Origin of the sequence: Kitasatospora sp. NPDC051914 (genome assembly GCF_040680995.1) — a bacterium.
In the GTDB taxonomy this organism is placed as follows: Bacteria; Actinomycetota; Actinomycetes; order Streptomycetales; family Streptomycetaceae; genus Kitasatospora.
Genome location: NZ_JBFAXX010000076.1, coordinates 13,366 through 32,688 on the forward strand (window position 1 = coordinate 13,366; position 19,323 = coordinate 32,688).

General features: G+C 75.1%; 13 protein-coding genes and 1 pseudogene. 11 read left to right on the top strand and 3 right to left on the bottom strand.

Going from position 1 to position 19,323, the window contains the following annotated elements; all coding sequences use genetic code 11:
• The first annotated feature begins 186 nt into the window (after nt 1-186).
• The gene (locus AB0M03_RS34235) at nt 187-1,383 is read left to right on the top strand and encodes a transposase (protein ID WP_363499179.1); all 1,197 of its coding nucleotides are present in this window, start codon (nt 187-189) and stop codon (nt 1,381-1,383) included.
• On the opposite strand, the gene AB0M03_RS34240 is transcribed toward AB0M03_RS34235, so the two are convergent.
• The 3 genes and pseudogenes from AB0M03_RS34240 to AB0M03_RS34250 form a co-directional block, all read right to left on the bottom strand.
• The gene (locus AB0M03_RS34240; RefSeq protein WP_363499182.1) at nt 1,342-1,743 is read right to left on the bottom strand and encodes a hypothetical protein; all 402 of its coding nucleotides are present in this window, start codon (nt 1,741-1,743) and stop codon (nt 1,342-1,344) included. The genes AB0M03_RS34235 and AB0M03_RS34240 overlap by 42 nt on opposite strands.
• Nucleotides 1,740-3,268 (bottom strand): annotated as a pseudogene (locus tag AB0M03_RS34245) (MFS transporter). The gene AB0M03_RS34240 and the pseudogene AB0M03_RS34245 overlap by 4 nt, the downstream one beginning before the upstream one ends.
• A complete protein-coding gene (locus AB0M03_RS34250; RefSeq protein WP_363499185.1) occupies nt 3,265-3,849 on the bottom strand; it encodes a TetR/AcrR family transcriptional regulator in 585 nt (194 codons plus the stop codon). The pseudogene AB0M03_RS34245 and the gene AB0M03_RS34250 overlap by 4 nt, the downstream one beginning before the upstream one ends.
• A gap of 202 nt (nt 3,850-4,051) precedes the next feature.
• Between AB0M03_RS34250 and AB0M03_RS34255 the strand changes: the two genes are divergently transcribed.
• From AB0M03_RS34255 to AB0M03_RS34300, 10 genes are all read left to right on the top strand, one after another.
• Complete coding sequence (locus AB0M03_RS34255; protein ID WP_363499188.1) at nt 4,052-6,535, top strand: glycoside hydrolase family 9 protein; 2,484 nt, start codon at nt 4,052-4,054, stop codon at nt 6,533-6,535.
• Between the two features lie 106 nt (nt 6,536-6,641).
• Nucleotides 6,642-7,223, top strand: coding sequence for an alpha-ketoglutarate-dependent dioxygenase AlkB (locus AB0M03_RS34260; RefSeq protein ID WP_363499191.1), 582 nt, complete (start codon nt 6,642-6,644; stop codon nt 7,221-7,223).
• Nucleotides 7,224-7,409: 186 nt separating this feature from the next.
• The gene (locus AB0M03_RS34265) at nt 7,410-7,703 is read left to right on the top strand and encodes a hypothetical protein (RefSeq protein ID WP_363499194.1); all 294 of its coding nucleotides are present in this window, start codon (nt 7,410-7,412) and stop codon (nt 7,701-7,703) included.
• A 246-nt stretch (nt 7,704-7,949) separates the two neighbouring features.
• On the top strand, nt 7,950-8,657 hold the full coding sequence (locus tag AB0M03_RS34270; protein WP_363499197.1) for a GNAT family N-acetyltransferase: 708 nt from the start codon (nt 7,950-7,952) through the stop codon (nt 8,655-8,657).
• 49 nt (nt 8,658-8,706) lie between these two features.
• On the top strand, nt 8,707-13,338 hold the full coding sequence (locus AB0M03_RS34275; RefSeq protein WP_363499200.1) for a hypothetical protein: 4,632 nt from the start codon (nt 8,707-8,709) through the stop codon (nt 13,336-13,338).
• 512 nt (nt 13,339-13,850) lie between these two features.
• Nucleotides 13,851-16,538 carry a nitrate- and nitrite sensing domain-containing protein gene (locus AB0M03_RS34280; protein ID WP_363499203.1) on the top strand — a complete coding sequence of 896 codons (2,688 nt, stop codon included), beginning with the start codon at nt 13,851-13,853 and terminating at the stop codon, nt 16,536-16,538.
• Complete coding sequence (locus tag AB0M03_RS34285; RefSeq protein WP_363499206.1) at nt 16,535-16,972, top strand: roadblock/LC7 domain-containing protein; 438 nt, start codon at nt 16,535-16,537, stop codon at nt 16,970-16,972. Before AB0M03_RS34280 ends, AB0M03_RS34285 begins: the two co-directional genes overlap by 4 nt.
• Nucleotides 16,969-17,373: a DUF742 domain-containing protein gene (locus tag AB0M03_RS34290; protein WP_363499209.1), complete on the top strand. Its 405-nt coding sequence runs from the start codon at nt 16,969-16,971 to the stop codon at nt 17,371-17,373. Before AB0M03_RS34285 ends, AB0M03_RS34290 begins: the two co-directional genes overlap by 4 nt.
• Nucleotide 17,374: 1 nt before the next feature.
• Entirely contained in the window at nt 17,375-17,941 is a 567-nt protein-coding gene (locus tag AB0M03_RS34295; RefSeq protein WP_363499212.1) for an ATP/GTP-binding protein, read from the top strand.
• A 100-nt stretch (nt 17,942-18,041) separates the two neighbouring features.
• Nucleotides 18,042-19,175 carry an FAD-dependent monooxygenase gene (locus tag AB0M03_RS34300; RefSeq protein WP_363499215.1) on the top strand — a complete coding sequence of 378 codons (1,134 nt, stop codon included), beginning with the start codon at nt 18,042-18,044 and terminating at the stop codon, nt 19,173-19,175.
• Nucleotides 19,176-19,323: the final 148 nt, after the last annotated feature.

Here is a 19,323-nt window from a genome sequence, read left to right on the forward strand (position 1 = left end):
ACCCCGTCACTGTAGGAGGCGGCCGCCGACCGATCCATCCGTTTGATTTTGCGTGGGTATCCCCGGCTCCGGACAGGGGAGGGAAACGCATCCCGGTGCGGAGCCGTGGAGCGGCGGAGGCAACTTCGTTGTCGGTGGCGCCGGGTAGGGTGAACCTGCCGGACTGGATCCTGGATGGGTGGGCGGGTGATCCGTGCGTACAAGTTCCTCATCAGGCCCACCGCGGGCCAGGAACAGGCGCTGTCGGCGATGCTGCGAGACCACTGCACGCTCTACAACGCCGCCCTCCAGGAGCGGCGTGACGCCTGGCGGCACGTCTCCAGGACGACCGTCCGATACGGGCAGCAGTCCGGCCAGTTGAAGGAGATCCGGGCGTTCGACCCGGACCAGGCCCGCTGGTCGTTCAGCTCGCAGCAGGCCACCCTGCGGCGTCTCGACAAAGCGTTCGCCGGCTTCTTCCGCCGGGTCAGGGCCGGTGAGAAGCCCGGCTATCCGCGTTTCCGGTCATCCGCGCGGTTCGACACGGTGGAGTGGCCGAAGGACGGCGACGGCTGCCGCTGGGATGCTACCCCGCACGACCCCGTCACCCGCGTCCGGCTCCAAGGTGTCGGCCATGTCAAGGTGCACCAACACCGGCCCGTGGTCGGCAAGGTCAAGACGATCAGCATCAAGCGGGAAGGCCGCCGCTGGTACGTCGTCCTCACCGCCGACCAGGCCCAGCCCGAACCGCTTGCGGCGACGGGCAGCACGGTCGGCATCGACATGGGCATTGCCAACTTCCTCGCCGACTCCAATGGCGCGTTCGTCGAGAATCCTCGCCACGGCCGGAGGGCCGCCGCCGCGGTGGAGAAGGCGCAGCAGGTGCTGTCTCGATGCAAGCGCGGCAGCAAACGCCGCCGTAAGGCCGTGGAGAGTGTGGCCCGGCTACACCGGAAGGTCCGCCGCCAACGGCTGGACCATGCGCACAAGACCGCGTTCGCGCTGGTGCGTGAGCACGACTTCATCGCGCACGAAGACCTCAAGATCCGCAACATGCTTCGGTCGCCCGAACCGAAGCCCGCCCCCGAGCGGCCGGGTGGCTTCCTGTCCAACGGGGCCGCGAGCAAGGGCGGACTCAACCGTTCGATCTCGGATGCCGGTTGGGGGGTGTTCCTTGCGATCCTCACCGCCAAGGCAGAATGCGCCGGACGGGAAGTGATGGCGGTGGACCCCCGCAACACCTCCCGAAGGTGCCCGGAATGTGGGCACACCGCCGTGGAGAACCGGCCCACGCAGGAGTCTTTCCACTGTGTTGGCTGTGGCCACCGGGCGCACGCCGACACGGTGGGAGCCGTCAACGTTCTACGGGCCGGGCTGGTCCGTCGCGAGGCCCACCCGGGCTAGCGAGAAGCCCTCGGCTTCAACCGGGGGAGGAGTCACGAACTCGGCGGTGGCCCTGCCCTGCGCGCCCTTGCCGAAGGCCTCCACCCAGATCCTGGCATTGGTCAGCGCCTGGGTCTTCGAGCCGTCGGAGGTGGCCAGGGCCGACAGCCGTCCGGCGTCGCCGTCGGCCATCCGCCAGACCGCCTTCTGCACCACCTCCAGGGTGCCCGTGGAGGGGTACCCGGCCCCCTGCAGCGCAGAGTGGTCGGCGTAGTCGTTGGCGTACTCCACGTCCGGGTCGGAGGAGATACCCAGGTAGACCACGACCACCGCAAGGGTGAGCCCCGCCGCGAACAGGGCGCTCGTGCGGATCCGGGTCATCGACTGGCTCCCGGCGGTGTCGATCGTGCGGACGGTCCGCGACACCCCAGCGCCCGCGAAACCCCAGGCCGGAGGCCGCCCCGGCGCCCTACGAGGTGCCCAACCGCCTTCGGCGATCCGGCTGTGCGGGGGCAGGGTCGGCCGGGGCCGTGCGGTGGGGGAGGGCCAGGGCGAGGGCGGTGCCTGCGGTGCCGGCGAGGGCGAGGAGGGTGAGGGACGGGCCCAGGGCGTTCTCCAGGGCGGGGCCGGCCGGGTGCGGGGTGCCGGCGAAGAGGGCGAGGGCGGTGGTGGCGGTGGCCACGCCGAGGGCGGGGCCGGTGTTCATGGCGGTCTGCTGGAGTCCGCCGGCCACCCCGGCGTGGGCGGTGGCGGCCCGGCGGACGACCACCGCCGTCGCGGCGACCATCACCGTGCCGAACCCGGCTCCCATCAGCAGGAATCCGGCGCCGGTGGACAGCACCCCGGCCGTCCGGTCCAGCCGCGAGAGCACCAGGACGCCGGCGGTGAGCAGGGCGGTGGCCGAGGCGGTGGTCCGCCGCGGCCCGTACCGCTTCAGCAGCACGGGGGCGAGCGGTGCGGCGAGCACCATGGCGGCGGCCAGCGGCAGCCCGCGCAGGCCGGCCGAGAACGGGTCCAGCGCCAGGACGTCCTGCAGGTACCAACTGGCGAGGAAGAGCGCGCCGAACATGGTCGCCGAGGCGGCGACCAGGACGCCGAGCGAGGCGGCCACGGCCCGGGACCCGACCAGGTCCGGCGGCACCAACGGGCTTGCGGTGCGCCGTTCGTGCCGGACGAAGGCGGCGCCGGCCGCCGTGGCGGCGAGGGCGCCGAGGACGGCGGACGCCGTCCACCCGGTCTCCGGCAGGGTGACCAGGGTGTGCACCAGGCAGGCCAGGGCCGTGCCGAGCAGTGCCGCGCCGACCGGGTCGAGCCGTACGGGTGCGGGGGATGCGCCCGGGGCGGGGGCGGGAGCCGTGTCACGGCGGCCGAGGGCCAGGGCGCCGATCACCAGTGCGGGAAGGACGTTGAGGACGAACACGGCCCGCCAGCCGAGGGCGGTGACCAGGGCTCCGCCGACGACCGGGCCGGCTGCTGCGGCGGCGCCGATGGCGCTGGTCCGGATCGCGACGGCGGTGGCGAGCCGGTCCGGCGGACAGGCGGCGCGGAGCATGCCGAGGGTGGCGGGTTGCAGGAGGGCGCCGAAGACGCCCTGGAGGATCCGCAGGGCGATCACCCAGCCGATCCCGGGGGCGATCCCGATGCCGGCCGAGGCCGCGCCGAAGCCGAGCGTGCCGACGGCGAACACCTGTCGGTGGCCGTACCGGTCGCCGAGCCGCCCGGCCAGGACCAGCAGGCTCGCCACGGCGATGAGGTAGCCGGTGCTGGTCCACTGCACCTGGGCGAAGTCGGCGTGCAGGTCACGCTGCAGGGCGGGTTGGGCGACGGTCAGCACGGTGCCGTCCAGCGCGACGAGAACGGCGCCGGTGACGCTCGCGGCCAGGGTGAGCCGCGGGGAGGGGTTCACGGCTGCACCGTGCCGAGGTGGGCGTCGAGTGCGGCGTGCAGCAGCGGTTCGACGTCCTCCGTGCCGGCGGCGAGCTGCAGGCTTCCCCAGGACCAGAGTTGGGCGATGCCGTGCAGGTTGGCCCAGAGCGCCGCGGCGGCGACCGCGGGTTCGGTGCCGCCGTGCGGGCGGGCCCGGGAGACGAGGTCCACCAGCACCTCGAAGAGCGGCAGGCTGGTCTCCCGGAGGCCCAGCCGGTTGCTCTCCAGCAGATCGTGACGGAACATCAGCTCGAACATTCCGCGTTCGGTGCGGGCGAACTCGAGGTAGGCCCGGCCGAGGGCGGTGAGCCGCTCCCTCGGGTCCTGCGGCCCGTCGGCGACGGCTGCGGCGGTGCGGGCGCCCAGCGCGGCGAAGCCCCGCCGGGCGATCGCGGACAGCAGTTCCAGATGGGTGGGAAAGTACCGGCGCGGCGCGCCGTGCGAGACCCCGGCCCGGCGGGCGATCTCCCGCAGGGTCAGCGCCTGGACCCCCTCGCGGGCCAGCAGCTCGACACCGGTTTCGACCAGCCGGGCCCGCAGCCCGGCGTCCTCGTCATTCATGTAGACAGTGTCTACAGGGAAAGGGTAGACACTGTCTACTCGGTTCCGGAATGGGAACGCTCCCTCGCGTCAGATCGAAATCGCCTTCGCTGCATGCCTCTTGACGTGCTCCCGGCAGTGCTGGCTTGATATCTCTGGGAGCGCTCCCACTCATTTGCTGCGCCCCATCGACCCCCGCCCCCGCCGAGGAAGGCCCCCACCCGTGCCTCCTGCCACCGCCGCACGCCGGCTGCCGCGCCGCGCGGCAGCCGCCCTGACCGGGCTCGCCCTGGCCGCCGGCGCGCTGACCGCCGCCGGTCTCGCAGCCGCCCCCGCGACAGCCGTCCCGGCGGCCGCCGCAGCCGCCGACACGCCCGTCCGGGTCAACCAGCTCGGCTACCTCCCGGACGGCCCCAAGCGGGCCACCGTCGTCAGCTCGGCCACCGCCCCGCTCGCCTGGCAGCTGCGCAACGCCGCCGGGACGGCCGTCGCCTCCGGCACCACCACGGTGCACGGCGCCGACGCCGCGTCCGGCGACGCCACCCACCTGGTCGACTTCACCGCGTACAGCACCGCCGGCACCGGCTACACCCTGGTCGTCGACGGCCGCACGAGCCACCCCTTCGACATCTCCGCGGCGCTCTACGACGGCCTGCGCTCCGACTCGATGGCCTTCTTCTACCAGCAGCGCAGCGGCATCGCGATCGACGCCGCCCTGGCCGGTGCCGCCTACGCGCACCCGGCCGGACACCTCGGCGTCGCCCCCAACAAGGGCGACACCTCGGTGCCCTGCCAGACCGGGGTCTGCGACTACAGCCTGGACGTCCGCGGCGGCTGGTACGACGCCGGCGACCAGGGCAAGTACGTGGTCAACGGCGGCATCGCCACCTGGCAGCTGGTCAACTCCTTCGAGCGCGCCCGCCGGGCCGGCGCCGACGCCGCCCTCGGCGACTCCACCCTGAAGGTGCCCGAGCGCGGCAACGGCGTCCCCGACGTGCTCGACGAGGCCCGCTGGGAGCTCGACTTCCTGATGCGGATGCAGGTGCCGACCGGGAAGCCGATGGCCGGCATGGCCTTCCACAAGATCCACGACGCCCAGTGGACCGGCCTGCCGACCCGCCCCGAACTCGACTCCCAGCAGCGCGAACTGCACAAGCCGTCCACCGCCGCCACGCTCAACCTGGCTGCCACCGCCGCCCAGTGCGCCCGCGTCTACGCCCCGTACGACGCCGCGTTCGCCGCCCGCTGCCTCGACGCCGCCCGCCGCGCCTGGACGGCCGCCAGGGCCAACCCCGACGTACTGGCCCCCGGCACCGACAGCACCGGCGGCGGTGCCTACGACGACAAGGACGTCTCCGACGAGTTCTACTGGGCCGCCGCCGAACTCCTCGCCACCACCGGCGAGTCGCAGTACCGCGACGCCGTCACCTCCTCGACCCTGCACGCCGCACCCGCCGACGCCTTCTGGTGGGGCGGCACCGCCACACTCGGCCGGATCACCCTGGCGACCGTCCCCGGTGTCGCGCTGCCCGCCGACGACCTCGCCCGGCTCCGAGGCCGGCTGACCGCCGCCGCCGACGGCCACCTCGCCACCATGGCCGGCCAGGGCTACGCCGTCCCGATCGCCGCTGACGGCTACGTCTGGGGCTCCAACAGCGCCGTCGCCAACAACGCGATGGTGATGGCGGTCGCGTACGAGCTCACCGGCCAGCAGCGGTACCGCGCAGGAGCGCTGGAGTCGCTGGACTACCTGCTCGGCCGCAACGCGCTCGACCGCTCCTACGTCACCGGCTACGGCGAGAACGCCTCCGAGAACCAGCACCACCGCTTCTGGGCCCACCAGAACGACGCCTCGCTGCCGCACCCGCCCGCCGGGTCCTTCGCCGGCGGCCCCAACTCCGGCCTGCAGGACCCGGTCGCCGTCGAGAAGCTGACCGGCTGCGCCCCCGCCGCCTGCTACGTCGACGACATCGGCTCGTACTCCACCAACGAGGTCGCGATCAACTGGAACGCCCCGCTGGCCTGGCTGGCCGCCTTCGCCGCCGAGCGCAAGGGCGACCCGCAGCCGGTGACGCCCGCCGTGCAGGTCGCCCCGGCATCGGTCACCGTGCCCGAGGGCGGCACCGCCGCCGTTGCCGTCCGCCTCTCGGCCGCACCCGCGCAGAACGTCACCGTCACCGTCGCCCGCACCTCCGGCGACACCGACCTGACCGCCGCCGCCTCGCTGGTGTTCACGCCCGCCAACTGGTCCACCGCGCAGCAGGTCACCGTCGCCGCCGCCCAGGACGCCGACACCGCGGGCGGCACCGCCGCCTTCACCGCCGGCGGCACCGGCGTGGAGGCCGCCGCCTTCACCGCCACCGAGGCCGACGACGACACCGCGCCGCCGACCGCGGCCTGCACCGTCGCCTACAAGGTGGAGAACGCCTGGGGCACCGGCTTCACCGCCACCGTGACCGTCAAGAACACCGGCACCACCCAGGTCGCCGGCTGGACCCTCGGCTGGACGTACCCCGGCAATCAGAAGATCACCAACGCCTGGAACGCCACCGTGACCCAGACCGGCGCCGCCGTCACCGCCAAGGACGCCGGCTGGAACGGCACCCTCGCCCCCGGTGCGAGCGCAGCCTTCGGCTTCCAGGGCACCTACTCCGGCAGCAACCCCGTCCCGACCGCCTTCACCCTGAACGGAGCCGCCTGCAGCTGACCCGGCCCTGCCGGCAGCCGTGCGGAGTGCCCTTCCGGCGCCCCGCACGGCGCTGCGCCGCGCTTCCCCGACCAGCACTGTCGGTGCGGCCCGCTACCGTGCGGGCATGTCCGAGCCTCCCCAGACCGCGGTGCCGGGTCTGCTCCGCCTTGCGGACTGGCTCGACGGGGACGCCTGCGCGGCGCTGCTGGCGCGGATCGACGCCGGGCCGTGGTCCGCGGAGCTCAGGCGGCGGGTGCAGCACTACGGCCACCGGTACGACTACGGCCGGCGCACCGTGGCCGCGGCCGGCGACGCACCGCCGTTGCCCGGCTGGGCGCTGGACCTCGCCGGACGGCTGGCCGCGGAGGGCCTGATGCCCGGCCCCGCCGAGCAGGTGATCGTCAACGAGTACCAGCCCGGCCAGGGCATCTCCGCACATGTGGACTGCGTGCCCTGCTTCGGCCCGGTGGTCGCCTCGCTCTCCCTGGGTTCGGCCTGCGTCATGGACTTCACCGAGCCGGAGACTGGCCGGAAGGTGCCGGTGCCGCTTGCGCCCGGCAGCCTCACCGTGCTCACCGGCCCCGCCCGCCACGTCTGGCGCCACGCCATCGCCGCCCGCAGGAGCGATCCGGGGCCGGACGGCCGGGTGCCGCGCGGTCGAAGGGTGTCGGTGACCTTCCGCACCCTCGCCGACCGCCGACCCTGACCGACCGATGTGCCGCCGATTCGGTCCGATTCCGTGCGGAACGGCGGAATTCCGGTGGGCCGGCGCGCGCCCGGCCTACCATGTCGGCCACAACTGCGCGGGAAGCGTGAGGAATTCACGCCGATCCCGCGAACGGCAGTACCGGGACACCCCGACGTGGTGAAGACGTGGTGGAGGTGGTGACGGATGACCGACATGGACCGGCTGCAGGTCCTCCTCGAAGAGCTCGGCGACTACCAGCGATCCGTGGACGGCGGCGTGCCGCTGGCGCAGGCGAGGCGGCCGATGCTCGCCCGCCTCGCCGAGGCGCAGATCCTCCTCCCGCCCGGGAACGAGCGGGTCTGGACGGGCCTCCGCTGGTGGATCATGCACGCCTGGGCCGACGCCCACCAGTGCGGCGGCGACGAGTTCTCCGAACCCTGGCGCCAGTTCCTCGCCGACGTCAACGACGTCCTCGGCCCCGCCCCCGACGCCGCCTGAAGGCCGCCGAACACGGCCGGCGACGTGGCGGTGCGGGAAGCTTTCGGGAGCGGCCGGTGCTGTCACCTGTGGTCGCCCGCTCGCCTCCGGGCCCTCTGACCCGGCGCCGACGGTCGTCGCTCCGTCGCTGCGCTCCCTCCCTCCTCGCTTTCGGCACCGGCGGGCCCTTCGGCTCGGGGCGGGGGCCGCCCGCTCGCTCCTCCCCTTAGGCTCGGGGGGCACCACCGCACCTGAGCAAGGACCGGCATGACCACCTCGTACGACACCCACCCGCTGGACAACCCGGTGCGCTCGGCGCTGGACGGGCCGCACGCCCGTTTCGCCGGGCGGCGCGGACGGGTGCTGCACTACCCGGCGGACGTCACGCCGTTCCTCGGCCTGCCGCAGGCTCCGGAGGCCGCGGACTGGGCGGCGGCCGCCGCGGTCGTCGGGCCCGGCGGGCACGTGGTGACGGCGGGGGTGTCCGCGCCGCCGCCGGAGGACTGGCGGGTGACTTTCCGCGTCGAGGGCATCCAGCTGGTGGACGCCGGAGTGGCGGCCGCACCCGACCCGGAGGCCGTCCGGCTCGGCCCCGCGGACGTGCCCGAGATGCTCGCCCTGGTGGAGCGGACGCGTCCCGGCCCGTTCCTGCCGCGGACGGTCGAGCTCGGCACGTACCTCGGCATCCGCGTCGGCGGCTCGCTGGTCGCGATGGCGGGGGAGCGGTTCCACCCGCCGGGCCACACCGAGATCAGCGCGGTGTGCACGGACGACGGCCACCGCGGCCGCGGTCTCGCCACCCGGCTGGTGCACGCGGTCGCCGCCGGCATCCGGGCCCGCGGCGAGGTGCCGTTCCTGCACGTCGCGGAGGACAACACCGGGGCGGTCCGGCTGTACGAGTCGCTGGGCTTCCGTGCCCGCCGCACCGTCACCTTCGCGGGCGCCGTCGTCCCGCAGCCGGGGGCGGCGGGCTGAACGGCCCACCGCGGGAGGGCCGTCGGCGGCACGTGCGAGGATCTGCCGCATGTCCGAGCCGATCGTTCCGCTGCCCGCCGACCCCACCGCGTCCACGGTGTACCCGGACTGGCTGTCCGTCAGCTCGCCCGGCGCCGAACAGGGCGCCCGGGAGCAGTTCGCGGACGTCCTCGGCCCGCTCCCGGCCGCGGCCCGGCGCAAGCCCTCCCAGTTCCTGAACGGGCTGAAGGGCAGGGCCGGCCGGCTACCGTCCCAGCACCTGCCGTGGTTCTGGGACACCGTCGGCCACCGGCTCGCCCGGCACCTGCCGCGGCAGTCCGGGCAGGCGTACGTGCTGGCGCGGGAGGCCGAGCGGCAGCACGCGCTGGCCGTCGACCCGGCCTACCACCGGGCGAACGCGCTGCTGTTCGCCGGCCTCGGGCTGCTGCCCGGCAAGGAGCTCGGGGCGCACCAGCGGTGGCTGGCCGCCACCCTGCCGCCGGAGGAGGCCCACCGGGAGTTCCACCGGTTCGTCTCCGCCTGGGCCGCGGGCGGCGCCGCCCTCCCGGCCGACCTGCACACCCGGCTGCGCGCCTCCGGGAAGGCGGCCGGCCGCGGCCCGGAGGAGGACGCCGCACTGCTCGGCGGCCTGCTGGCGGGCTGCGCCGGCCGGCCGGTGCCCGACGCGCTGCTGGACGGCGCCGCGGCGCTGCTGGCGGTGCACCCGCCGACCGATGCGGTGCGGGCCGGCCTGCTGGGGCTGTTCCCCGAGCCGTCCACCGCGCTGGGATTCGCCCCCACCGGCGGGGGCGGGGCCTGGCTGCGGCTGCTCCGTGCCTCCGGCGCGGTCGACGCGCTCGCCGACGGCCGCCTGACGCCCGCGGACGGCCTGGCGGCCTGGCTCGGCCGGCTGCCGTACGAGTACGCGTTCAACCGGGTCGGCGGCGGCGGGATCACCCGCCGCCCGCTGACGCCCGAGGTCTTCGACCTGCTGCCGCCGCTCGCCGCCCGGCTGCGGGCCGAGGGCGTGCCGGTGCGGCTGCACGAGACCAAGTACCGGTCCTCCGGGCTGGACGCCGACCTCGCGGACGCCTGCCTCGCCGCGGGCATCCCGGTGGAGACCCCGCCGCGCACCGTCCGCCTCGACTTCTGGGGCACCGGCTCGCGCCGCGACCTGCGGGCGCTCGCCGCCGACCCGGTGCTCGGCCCTCGCCTGGAGGGCACCGTCCACGCCGACCTGCTGCGGGGCACCGCGGTCACCCGGCTGCCCGCGAACCCGGCGATCACCGGCGCCGTCCACGCCCGGATCGGCGGCCTGCTCGACGACCTGGCCGACGGCGGCCTGGGCGCCGCCGGGGAGGCCCTCGGCGTCCTGGAGACCCTGCTGGACCGGCCGACCGCCGCCGCCCTGGACGGCATCGAGGAGGCGCTGGCCGCCCTGGACCTCACCGGCCCGCTGCTGCGCACCCTGCGCACCGGCCTGCCCGAGGAGTTCGGCTGGCCGGCCTTCGACGAGGCCCTCGCCGAACTCGGCGCACCGCCCGCCGGCCGGACGGCGACCTGGCCGGTGCTCGTCCTGTACACCCGGGACCGCGCGGTGGCGATCGACCACCGTGGGCGGCGCGGCGGCTGCACCTTCACCCTCCCCGAGGACGTCGCGCGGCACACCGTGCACTGGGCCGGCGGCGACTTCCTGATCGCCTGGACGACCGACACCCGGCACCCGTACACCCTGCACGCCCACTGGGCGGGCCGCCCCGACGAGGTCTTCGAACCGGACTGCACGGTCGGCCTGCTGGGCCGCAGCGACACCGTCCTGGCGTTCGGGACGCCGGACGGCACCGGCCGCTACGACGGGGTGCGGATCGTCCGGCCGGGCGACCGGGAGGGCATGGACTCCCACCGGCAGCTCGGCGACGGCACCGCCGTCTGGAGCGGCGGGGCGCACGGCGCCTCCGGCTGGACCCGGCTCGACCCGGCGACGGGTGCCCGTACCGCCGGCGAGGGGGGCCTGCCCGCACTCCTCGACGGCCCCGTTCCCGACGGCCACCGGCTCTGCGACGACCTGCTCAGCCTGGTCGCCCTGCCGGCCGGGGCGGACGCCGACGCCTCCCCGCTCGGCCACCGCGACGGACAGGCCGGCTTCCGGGTGCTGCGGAGCACCGAATCGGGCCCCGGACGCGGATGGCAGTACCGGCTGGAGGGCGCGGACGGCCGCACCGCCGAGCTCCGCACCGAGGACCCGCGGCACCCGTGGGGCATCGCCCGCTGGCCCGGGGGCGGCACCGACTGCGTCCTCACCGAGGAGAAGGGGATGCGCTGCCACGACGCCCGGGACGGCTCGCTGCTCTGGCAGGCCGGCCCGGACGGTCCGGTGCTGCCCCCGCCGGTGTTCTGGCACTTCCTGGCACCGCGCCACCCGGCCTCCTCCGGCGCCCTGCGCACGGCCGGCGCCGGCACCGCCGCCGCCCTGCTCGCCGCCGCCGACGAGGGCGCCCTGCACGCCGAACTCGCCCGCTGCGAACCGGGGCTGACGGACCCGGCGGTCGCCGACGGCGCAGTCCGCGCCGCCCTCCGCGCCCGGGCCCTGCTGGCCCGCCGCCGGGCGCTCTCCGAGCGGGTCGCGACCGTCCGCTCCGGCCGGCTGGCGCCGCTCGCCGAGACCTCCGACGTGCAGCTGCTCACCGCGCTGCGCGGCCTGGTGGAGGTGCCCTCGTACTACCGGGCCGAGCCGCCGTCCCCGCAGTCGGCCACCCTCACCGCGCTGGCCGCGGACGGGGCCCGGCTGGCCGGGCGGCTCGGTGAGGAGGAGCGCCGGCTGAGCCCGCCCGCCCGCGCCCGGGACTGGACGCCGCTGCTCGGCCGGATCGACGCCCCCGCCTGGCGGCTCGCCACCGCCGCAACCCCGGAGGAGGACCGGCCGGCGCTGGCCGAACTGCTGCGCTGCTGGTCGCAGCAGCCCTTCGCGGAGGCCGGCAGCCGCTGGCGGCTCGGCGAGGCCGTCGGTGCGGCCCTCACCGCCCGGCACGCCGAGGGCGGGCGGGTGCTCGCCGTCCGCACCGACACGCTGTCCCACCTCGCCCCGGCCCCGGGCCGGCCGCTCGACCCCGAGCTGGTGCACCGCTTCCTGCAGCCGGCCGGGGACCCGCCGCCGGAGGGCGCGGAGGAGCTGCAGGAGATCACGGTCGGGCGGGACGACGCGGCCAGGCTCGGCCGGCTGCTCGACCTGCTTGCCGAGCACGGCCCGGTGCGGCCCGGCCCGGACGCCGTGGACGCCTTCGTCGCCCGCACCGGCGCCCGCCGGGCCACTGCCCGGCTGCTGCTCGACGGGCTGCCCCAACGCCCCGACCACGAGGCGCAGTTGAAGATGCTCACCGCGCAGCCGTACCGGGAGACCGCCCGGGACGCCCGCGAGCTGCAGAGCGTGCTCCACAAGCTCGGCCCCGCCGGGCGGGCGGAGCTGCTGGCCGCCGCCGTCCCCGACGACCCGGCCGAGCTCTGGCAGCCCGGCGGGCCGGTCGCGGCGGCCGAGCGGATCGCCGGGGTGTGGGCCCGGCTGGTCGGCGTCGACGAGGCGACGGACGAGGAGGCCGCGCGCGACCTGGAGCAGCAGACCGGCCTGGCCGGCGAGTGGTGGCGGATGCTCGTCTCCCCGGCCGGTGCCACCGGGCTCACCGCCGTCCGCCGGTACACCCCAGTGGTCAACCGCTACGGCTCCGTCCTGCTGCACTCCACCGACGCCGAGGGTCGGCCGGACCGGCCGTGGTACGGCCACGGCCGGCACCAGTTCGCGGCCGAGGCGACCGCCCTGGTGTGGGCGCTGACCATGCGTCCGGTCGGCGACCCGGCGGCCGCCCGGGCCGCCGAGCAGTGCGCCTGGCTGCACACCCGGCTCGCCGACCCGGCCCTGCTCGTCCCGGTCGGCATCCACTCGCTGCCCGGCGGCCCGGAGGACCGCGCCCGGGTGTTCGGCCCGGCCGCCGTGCCCGTGCCGCTCGCCGACCCCGGTGACGACCGGGGCAGGGCCGAGCCGACCGTGCTGTACGACGACGGCCTGCTCGCCGTCCCCGCCCAGGGCGGCTACGGCACCGTGTACCTGCGTCCGGCCCGGCTCGCCGAGCCGGCGGCCCGGCAGCGGCTCGCCGACCGCTGCGCCGCGCACCGCCTCGGCGGGCTGCCGGAGCGGGTGGGGCACGTCGAACTGCTCCTCCCGGGCGGCGGCCTGGAGCGGATGGTCCGCCGGGCCGCGGACACCCCCGTGCCCGTCGGCCGGTACGAGGCCGATCCGGCGCTGGGCGCGCCCGGGCTGGTCGCCGAGGTGTCCGGGGTGCTCGGCGTCGGCGCGGACGCGGCGGCCCTGCTGCTGCAGCTGCTCACCCTCGCCCGCCCCACCGACAAGGACGTCCGGCGGTGGAACGGCTGGACGCCGGCCCGGCACAGGGCCGCCCAGGAGGAGCTGGCGGCGGCGCGGCTGATCGAGACCGGCAAGCGGGCGCGGGCCGGCCGGACGGCCTTCGTACCCGGCCCGTGGACCGATCTCAAGGCGCCCGAACTTCCGCTGGAGACGGCCAAGCTGGCCACCCACCTGGCCGGCCGGGAGTTCCGCAAGGAGGTCGAAGGACCGTTCCTGCGGCTGCTGCCGCCCAAGCCGCTGCACGAGATGTTCGCCGACGCCTGGGCGGCATTCGCGAATGCGGGCTGACCGGCGGATTCGACCCCGTCGCGGGGTTCCTCCGGTCCGTTCATCGACCGTCAGGGATCGATTTCCAGAAGAATTCTGTCAGGATCATCTCACCTCACGACAAGTGGACGCGTAGACTCCGAGCGGTTCGGCCGGCGGTCCTGACGGATGGTTCGCGGGCCGGTCCGGCGGCGACCCCGGCTCCAGTTCGGCAGCGCTGCGGGTCAGTTCGCACCGGCCTGATCCGGCCTTGCGCGAAGAGCCGCCCACAACAGGGCCGTTGGCCCCTGCCACGATCCATTGTGCCTGGTGGGAGCGGTTGTTGGGTCTTCGCGGCCGCGCCGTCCGGGCGTCCGGCCGGGGCGACGGCTTTCCTTGTTGTTATACGGTGTGGCTAATATCCATCCGTCAGAGTCCTTATCAGATCCGACCAGTTCTGAACGACTGGCGTCATCTCCAAGGAGAATGCCCTGCGCACGCGCGCGTCTCGGCGGATCATCACGGGCCGGCTGTCGCTCCGCGCGACCCTGCTCGTGCTGGCGATCGTTCCCGGAGTGGCGCTGGCCGCACTGTGGGCGGTCACCAGCGGACAGCTCCTGCTCGACTTCCAGCGGCAGGCCGCCCAGGGCCTGCTCGCCCAGAAGGCCGGCCAGCCGTCCAACATCGTCTACTACAACCTGCAGGAGGAGAGGCGCCTCAGCGCCGACGTCCTCGCCTCGCACAGCGGTGTCAGCGACGCACTGCGCACCCAGCGCACCAAGACCGACGAAGCCGTCCGGCAGTTCCAGACGCTGTCCGGCGTCACCGCCGACGATGCGCCCACCGAGGTCCTGGAGGCCGTCCGACAGGCCCGGCAGGCCATCAACCAGCTGCCTGCCCAGCGGGCCCTGGTCGACAGCGGCGGCGACCAGCAACAGGCCGCCGTCTACCGCTACTACACCGACCTGATCGCCGTGGACCTGCGGCTGTTCGCCTCGCTCAGCCACGTCGACAACGGCCGGATCACCACGATCTCCCAGCCGCTCGTCGACCTGTTCTGGGGCAAGGAGATGATCTCCCGCTCGGACGCGCTGCTCGCCCGCGGCTGGCCCGCCGGCAGCCTCGGCGCCGAGGAGCTCCAGCAGGTCCGGCAGGCCGTCTCCGAGCAGGACTTCCAGTTCGGCACCAAGGTCGCCCCCTACCTGCCCGCCGACGAGGCCGCCATGTGGCGGGCGATCGCCGACAGCCCGGCCTGGCAGGCCAAGACCCGGGTCGAGCAGGACCTCCTCAAGCCCACCGAGGCCGACCGCAACGGCCGGATCGCGCTCACCGCCGACCGCGCGGTCTGGCGCACGTCCGTCGACCAGGTCACCCCCCGGCTCGTCGCGCTGCTGGAGCACCGCACCCAGCTGGTCGTCGAGGAGGGCAAGGGCAGCATCATCACCCTCGCCGTCCGCCTCGGCCTGACCACCGTCGTCGGCCTGCTCGCCGTGATCGTGGTGGCCCTCGTCAGCTGGCGGTTCACCCGCACGCTGCGCCGCCGCATCGGCCGGCTCCACCAGCAGGCCGAGGAGCTGGAGACCGCCCTGCCGGAGGTCGTCGAACGGCTCGGCCACGGCGAGCAGATCGACGTCGAGGCACAGGCCAAGGCGATCGAACGCGACCCCTGGGCCCGTACCGAGGACGAACTCGCCAAGCTCGGCGAGGCGTTCAACCTGGCCCGGACGAGCGCCCTGCAGGCCGCCGTCGCCCAGGCCGAACAGCACCGCGGCTTCGAGCGCCTGCTGCAGCGGATCGCCCGCCGCACCCAGCTGCTCATCGGCCAGCAGCTCAAGAAGCTCGACGAGCTGGAGCGCCGCCACGAGGACCCGGAGATCCTGGAAGGGCTCTTCGACCTCGACCACCTCACCGCACGCCTGCGCCGCTACGAGGAGAACCTGGTCATCCTGGCCGGCGGCACCCCGCACCGCCGCTGGCGCAAGCCCGTCCCGCTGCTGGACGTGATGCGCGCCGCCCAGGGCGAGGTCCAGGACTACCGGCGCGTCGTGATCGACCTGGACGGCAGCCCCTGGCTGTCCGAGCGCGCCGTCGGCCCGGTCGCCCACGTGGTCGCCGAGCTCATCGAGAACGCGCTCAGCTTCTCCCGGCCGCCGAACCCGGTCGAGGTCCGGGCCGGCCGGGTCAGCCGCGGCGTGGCGATCGAGGTCGAGGACCGCGGCCTCGGCATGGAAGAGGAGCAGATCGACGAGGCCAACGAGCTGATGACCCGTCCGCCCCAAACCGACGTGCTCGCCCGCGGCGACGACATCCGCATGGGCTTCTACGTCATCGCCCGGCTCGCCGACCAGCACGGCCTGCGGATCGAGTTCCGGCAGTCGGCGTTCGGCGGCACCCGGGTCGTGGTGCTCGTCCCCGACGAGCTGATCGTCCCCGACCCGACGGCGCGGCCCACCGCCGTACCGCCGCTGCAGGGCACCGGCGGCCTGCCCACCAGGTCCCGCGGCCGGGCCCTGGCCGGCATCACCGCACTCGCCGGGGCGCCCGCCCCGGACGAGGCGCCCGCGGCCGGCGCGGGTGCGCCTCCGGAGCGCCACCCGGCGCCGGAGGAGGCCCCGTACGTGCCGGTCGACGGCCCGTACGCACCGAGCGGCGACCCGTACCCGCCGCAGCACCGGTTCGGCCTGCCGCAGGACACCGGCCGGCCGGCCGGCCACCACCCGCTGCCCGACGCGCAGCCGGCGGCGGAGCACGGGCAGTCCTTCCCCGCCGCCCGGCAGCCGTACATCGCACCACTGGAGGGCATGCCCGCCCCCTACGGGCTGCCCGAGCCCTACCGGCCGCAGCCGGTGACCGCCGCCGACTGGCCGGCCCGGGTGCCCGCGCCCGCCGAGCTGGTGCCCCCGGTGCCGGTCCCGCCCGCCGTGCCGGCGATTCCCGCGCCGACCGCCCCGGTTGCCGGCGGCGAGCCCCCGCTGCCCCGCCGCATCCGCCAGGCCAGCCTGGTGGACGAGCTGCGGGTGGACCCGAACGACCCGCCGGCCGCACCCGCGCCGCCGCGCTGGGACGCCAACCCGCTGTTCCGGCCGGCCCCCCGACGGGCCGGAGCGGCGATCGGTGCCTTCCAGCGGCGGTCCCGGGAGGCCCGGGCCGGTGCCGCCCCCGCGGGCGGAACCGGACTTGGACGGCACCCCGGCGACACCTGGAACACCCAACCCATCCCGACGAGAGAAGACCGGTCATGACGCGCACAATCGCCACCCACCAGGACCTCGACTGGCTGCTCGACGGCCTGGTGGACTCGGTGGCCGGGACGAGGCACGCCGTCCTGCTCTCCGACGACGGCCTCGTGGTGAGCCACTCCCGCACCATCGACCGCTCCGACGCCGAGCGCCTGGCCGCCGTCGCCACCGGCCAGCAGAGCCTGGCCCGCGGGGTCGGCCAGCTCTTCGCCGGCGGCCCCGTCCACCAGGTGATCGTCGAACTCGCCGAGCTCTGGCTGTTCATCATCGCGGCCGGCCAGGGCACCCACCTGGCCGTCGTCGCCTCCCAGGAGGTCGACGCCGAGGTCATGTCGCTCGCCATGCACAACCTGGTGCAGCAGGTCGGCCAGAAGCTCAGCACCCCGCAGCGCGGCGAGTTCGACGCGTTCGCCGCGCGCGGCGGGCAGCGCGGGTGACCCCGTACTGGGACGAGGAGGAGGTCGACGACGGCGCGGACGGCATGGTCCGCCCGTACACCATCACCCGCGGCCGCACCGCGCCCGAGCGGGACGACCTCACCCTCATCACCCTGCTCACCACCGTGCAGGAGCCGGTCGACGCGTACGGCGCACCCGTCCGCCCCGGCCGGCTCCAGCCGGAGCACCGGATGATCCTCGACCGGTGCCGCCGGCCGGCCGCCGTGGCCGAGGTCGCCGCCGACCTCGACCTGCCGGTCTCGGTGACCAAGATCCTGCTCGGCGACCTCGTCGAGCAGGGCCTCCTGTCGGCCCGCGCCCCGCTCTCGGTGGCCCGGGCCGCGGGCGGCGCCGACCGCGGCCTGCTGGCCGCCGTACGTGAGGGACTGAGGAGGCTCTGAGTTGACGACAACCCGGGCGGGCGCCGCCGCCGTCAAGATCCTGATCGCCGGCGGCTTCGGCGTCGGCAAGACCACCATGGTCGGCGCGGTCAGCGAGGTCGCCCCGCTGCGCACCGAGGAGTACCTGACCACGGCCAGCGTCGGCGTGGACGACCTCGACGGCGTCGGCCAGAAGGACACCACCACCGTCGCCCTGGACTTCGGCCGGATCACCGTCAACTCCGAGCTGGTGGTGTACCTCTTCGGCACACCTGGCCAGGAGCGGTTCTGGTTCATGTGGAACGACCTGGTCAACGGCGCGCTCGGCGGTGTCGTCATCGCCGACACCCGGCGGCTGGAGACCAGCTTCGCCTCGATCGACTTCTTCGAGAGCCGGGGCATCCCCTTCGTGGTGGCGATCAACTGCTTCCACGGGGTCAACACCCGCTCCGCGGACGAGATCAGGGCCGCGCTCGACCTGGACCCGCACGTGCCGATGCTGGTCGGCGACGTCCGGGAGCGGCCCTTCGGACGGGACGTGCTGCTCGCCCTGGTCGACCACCTGATGGCCCTGCCCGTCGCCGGCTGACCGCCGCCCCCGCTCCCGCGCCACCCGCATCCACGTCCTCCCGCACCATGCGGCCGGTCCCCCTGCCCGGCCGTCCCCCGAACCAACGGAGAGACCAGCCATGGCAACACCCCTGCGCGTCCTCGTCCACGGCGGCGGCATCGGCGGGCTCAGCCTCGCCGTCGCGCTCGCCCGCCGCGGCCACACCGTCGAGGTCGCCGAGGTCCGCGAGCAGCTCGACGCCCTCGGCGTCGGCATCATCCAGCCCTCCAACGCCCTGCACGTGATGCGCGAACTCGGCGTCCTCGAGGCCTGCCTGCAGGCCGGCTTCGAATGGGAGGTGCTGACCATCTGCGACCCGGCCGGCGCCACCCTCGCGAAGATCCCACAGCCCCGGATGGACGAGGCGCCCGCCAACAACGGCATACCGCGGCCCGCCCTCGCCGACCTGCTCGGCAGGGCCGCCGCCGAGGCCGGCGCGCACGTCCGCTTCGGCACCACCGTCACCGAACTCGCCGACGACGGCGAGGGCGTGGACGTCACCCTGTCCGACGGCTCCACCGGCCGCTGGGACCTCGTGGTCGGCTTCGACGGCATCGGATCCCCGCTGCGCACCCGGCTGTACGGCGACCGCTACCGTCCCGAGTACACCGGCTTCGCCAACTGGCGGGTGACGGTGCCCCGGCAGCCCGAGGTGCAGGGCGTGGTGATGAGCACCGGCAACCTCGCCGCCAAGGCGCTGCTCACCCCGATCACCGACGAACTCATGTACCTGGGAGCCGTGTTCGCCGAGGCCGAGGACTTCCGCCCGGACCCGGAGAAGGCCCACGGGCAGCTCGCCGAGCGGCTCTCCGGATTCGGCGGCCCGGTCGCCGAGGCGCTGGCGCAGGTCACCGACCCGGCGGCCGTGGTCTACTCGCGGATCTCCCAGGTCACCGTGGACGAGCCCTGGCACGTCGGCCGGGTGGTGCTGGCCGGCGACGCCGCCCACGCCTCCACCCCGCACCTGGCGCAGGGCGCCGCGATGGCCGTCGAGGACGCCCTGGTGCTGGCCCAGGAGCTGGACGCCGCCGGGTCGGTGCCCGCCGCCCTGCGGGCCTGGGAGGAGCGGCGCCGCCCGCGGGCGATGTTCGTCCAGGCGCTGTCCCGGGCCGTCCTCAAGCAGGAGACCGGCACGCCCACCACGCCGGAGGAGGACGAACTGCTGAAGATCGGCATCCCCGGCGCCGCCCACGTGCTCGTCAAGCCCTACTGACGGCTCCGGAACGATTCGGGGGCGGGGCGCCGGCGGGGGGGCCGCCCCCCCGGGTGCCCCGGGCGTTGACCGGGGGGGAGTGGGGCCGGGACGGGGCGGGGGGGAGGAGGGAAGAGGGGGGGGGGGGGGAAAAGGGTGTTAAGCGGGG

Bases quoted from the DNA above. Each gene is read 5' to 3' on its own strand.
- AB0M03_RS34240 (WP_363499182.1), bottom strand. From the start codon at position 1,743: ATGACCCGGATCCGCACGAGCGCCCTGTTCGCGGCGGGGCTCACCCTT.
- AB0M03_RS34250 (WP_363499185.1), bottom strand. From the start codon at position 3,849: ATGAATGACGAGGACGCCGGGCTGCGGGCCCGGCTGGTCGAAACCGGT.
- AB0M03_RS34260 (WP_363499191.1), top strand. From the start codon at position 6,642: ATGTCCGAGCCTCCCCAGACCGCGGTGCCGGGTCTGCTCCGCCTTGCG.
- AB0M03_RS34265 (WP_363499194.1), top strand. From the start codon at position 7,410: ATGACCGACATGGACCGGCTGCAGGTCCTCCTCGAAGAGCTCGGCGAC.
- AB0M03_RS34270 (WP_363499197.1), top strand. From the start codon at position 7,950: ATGACCACCTCGTACGACACCCACCCGCTGGACAACCCGGTGCGCTCG.
- AB0M03_RS34275 (WP_363499200.1), top strand. From the start codon at position 8,707: ATGTCCGAGCCGATCGTTCCGCTGCCCGCCGACCCCACCGCGTCCACG.
- AB0M03_RS34285 (WP_363499206.1), top strand. From the start codon at position 16,535: ATGACGCGCACAATCGCCACCCACCAGGACCTCGACTGGCTGCTCGAC.
- AB0M03_RS34300 (WP_363499215.1), top strand. From the start codon at position 18,042: ATGGCAACACCCCTGCGCGTCCTCGTCCACGGCGGCGGCATCGGCGGG.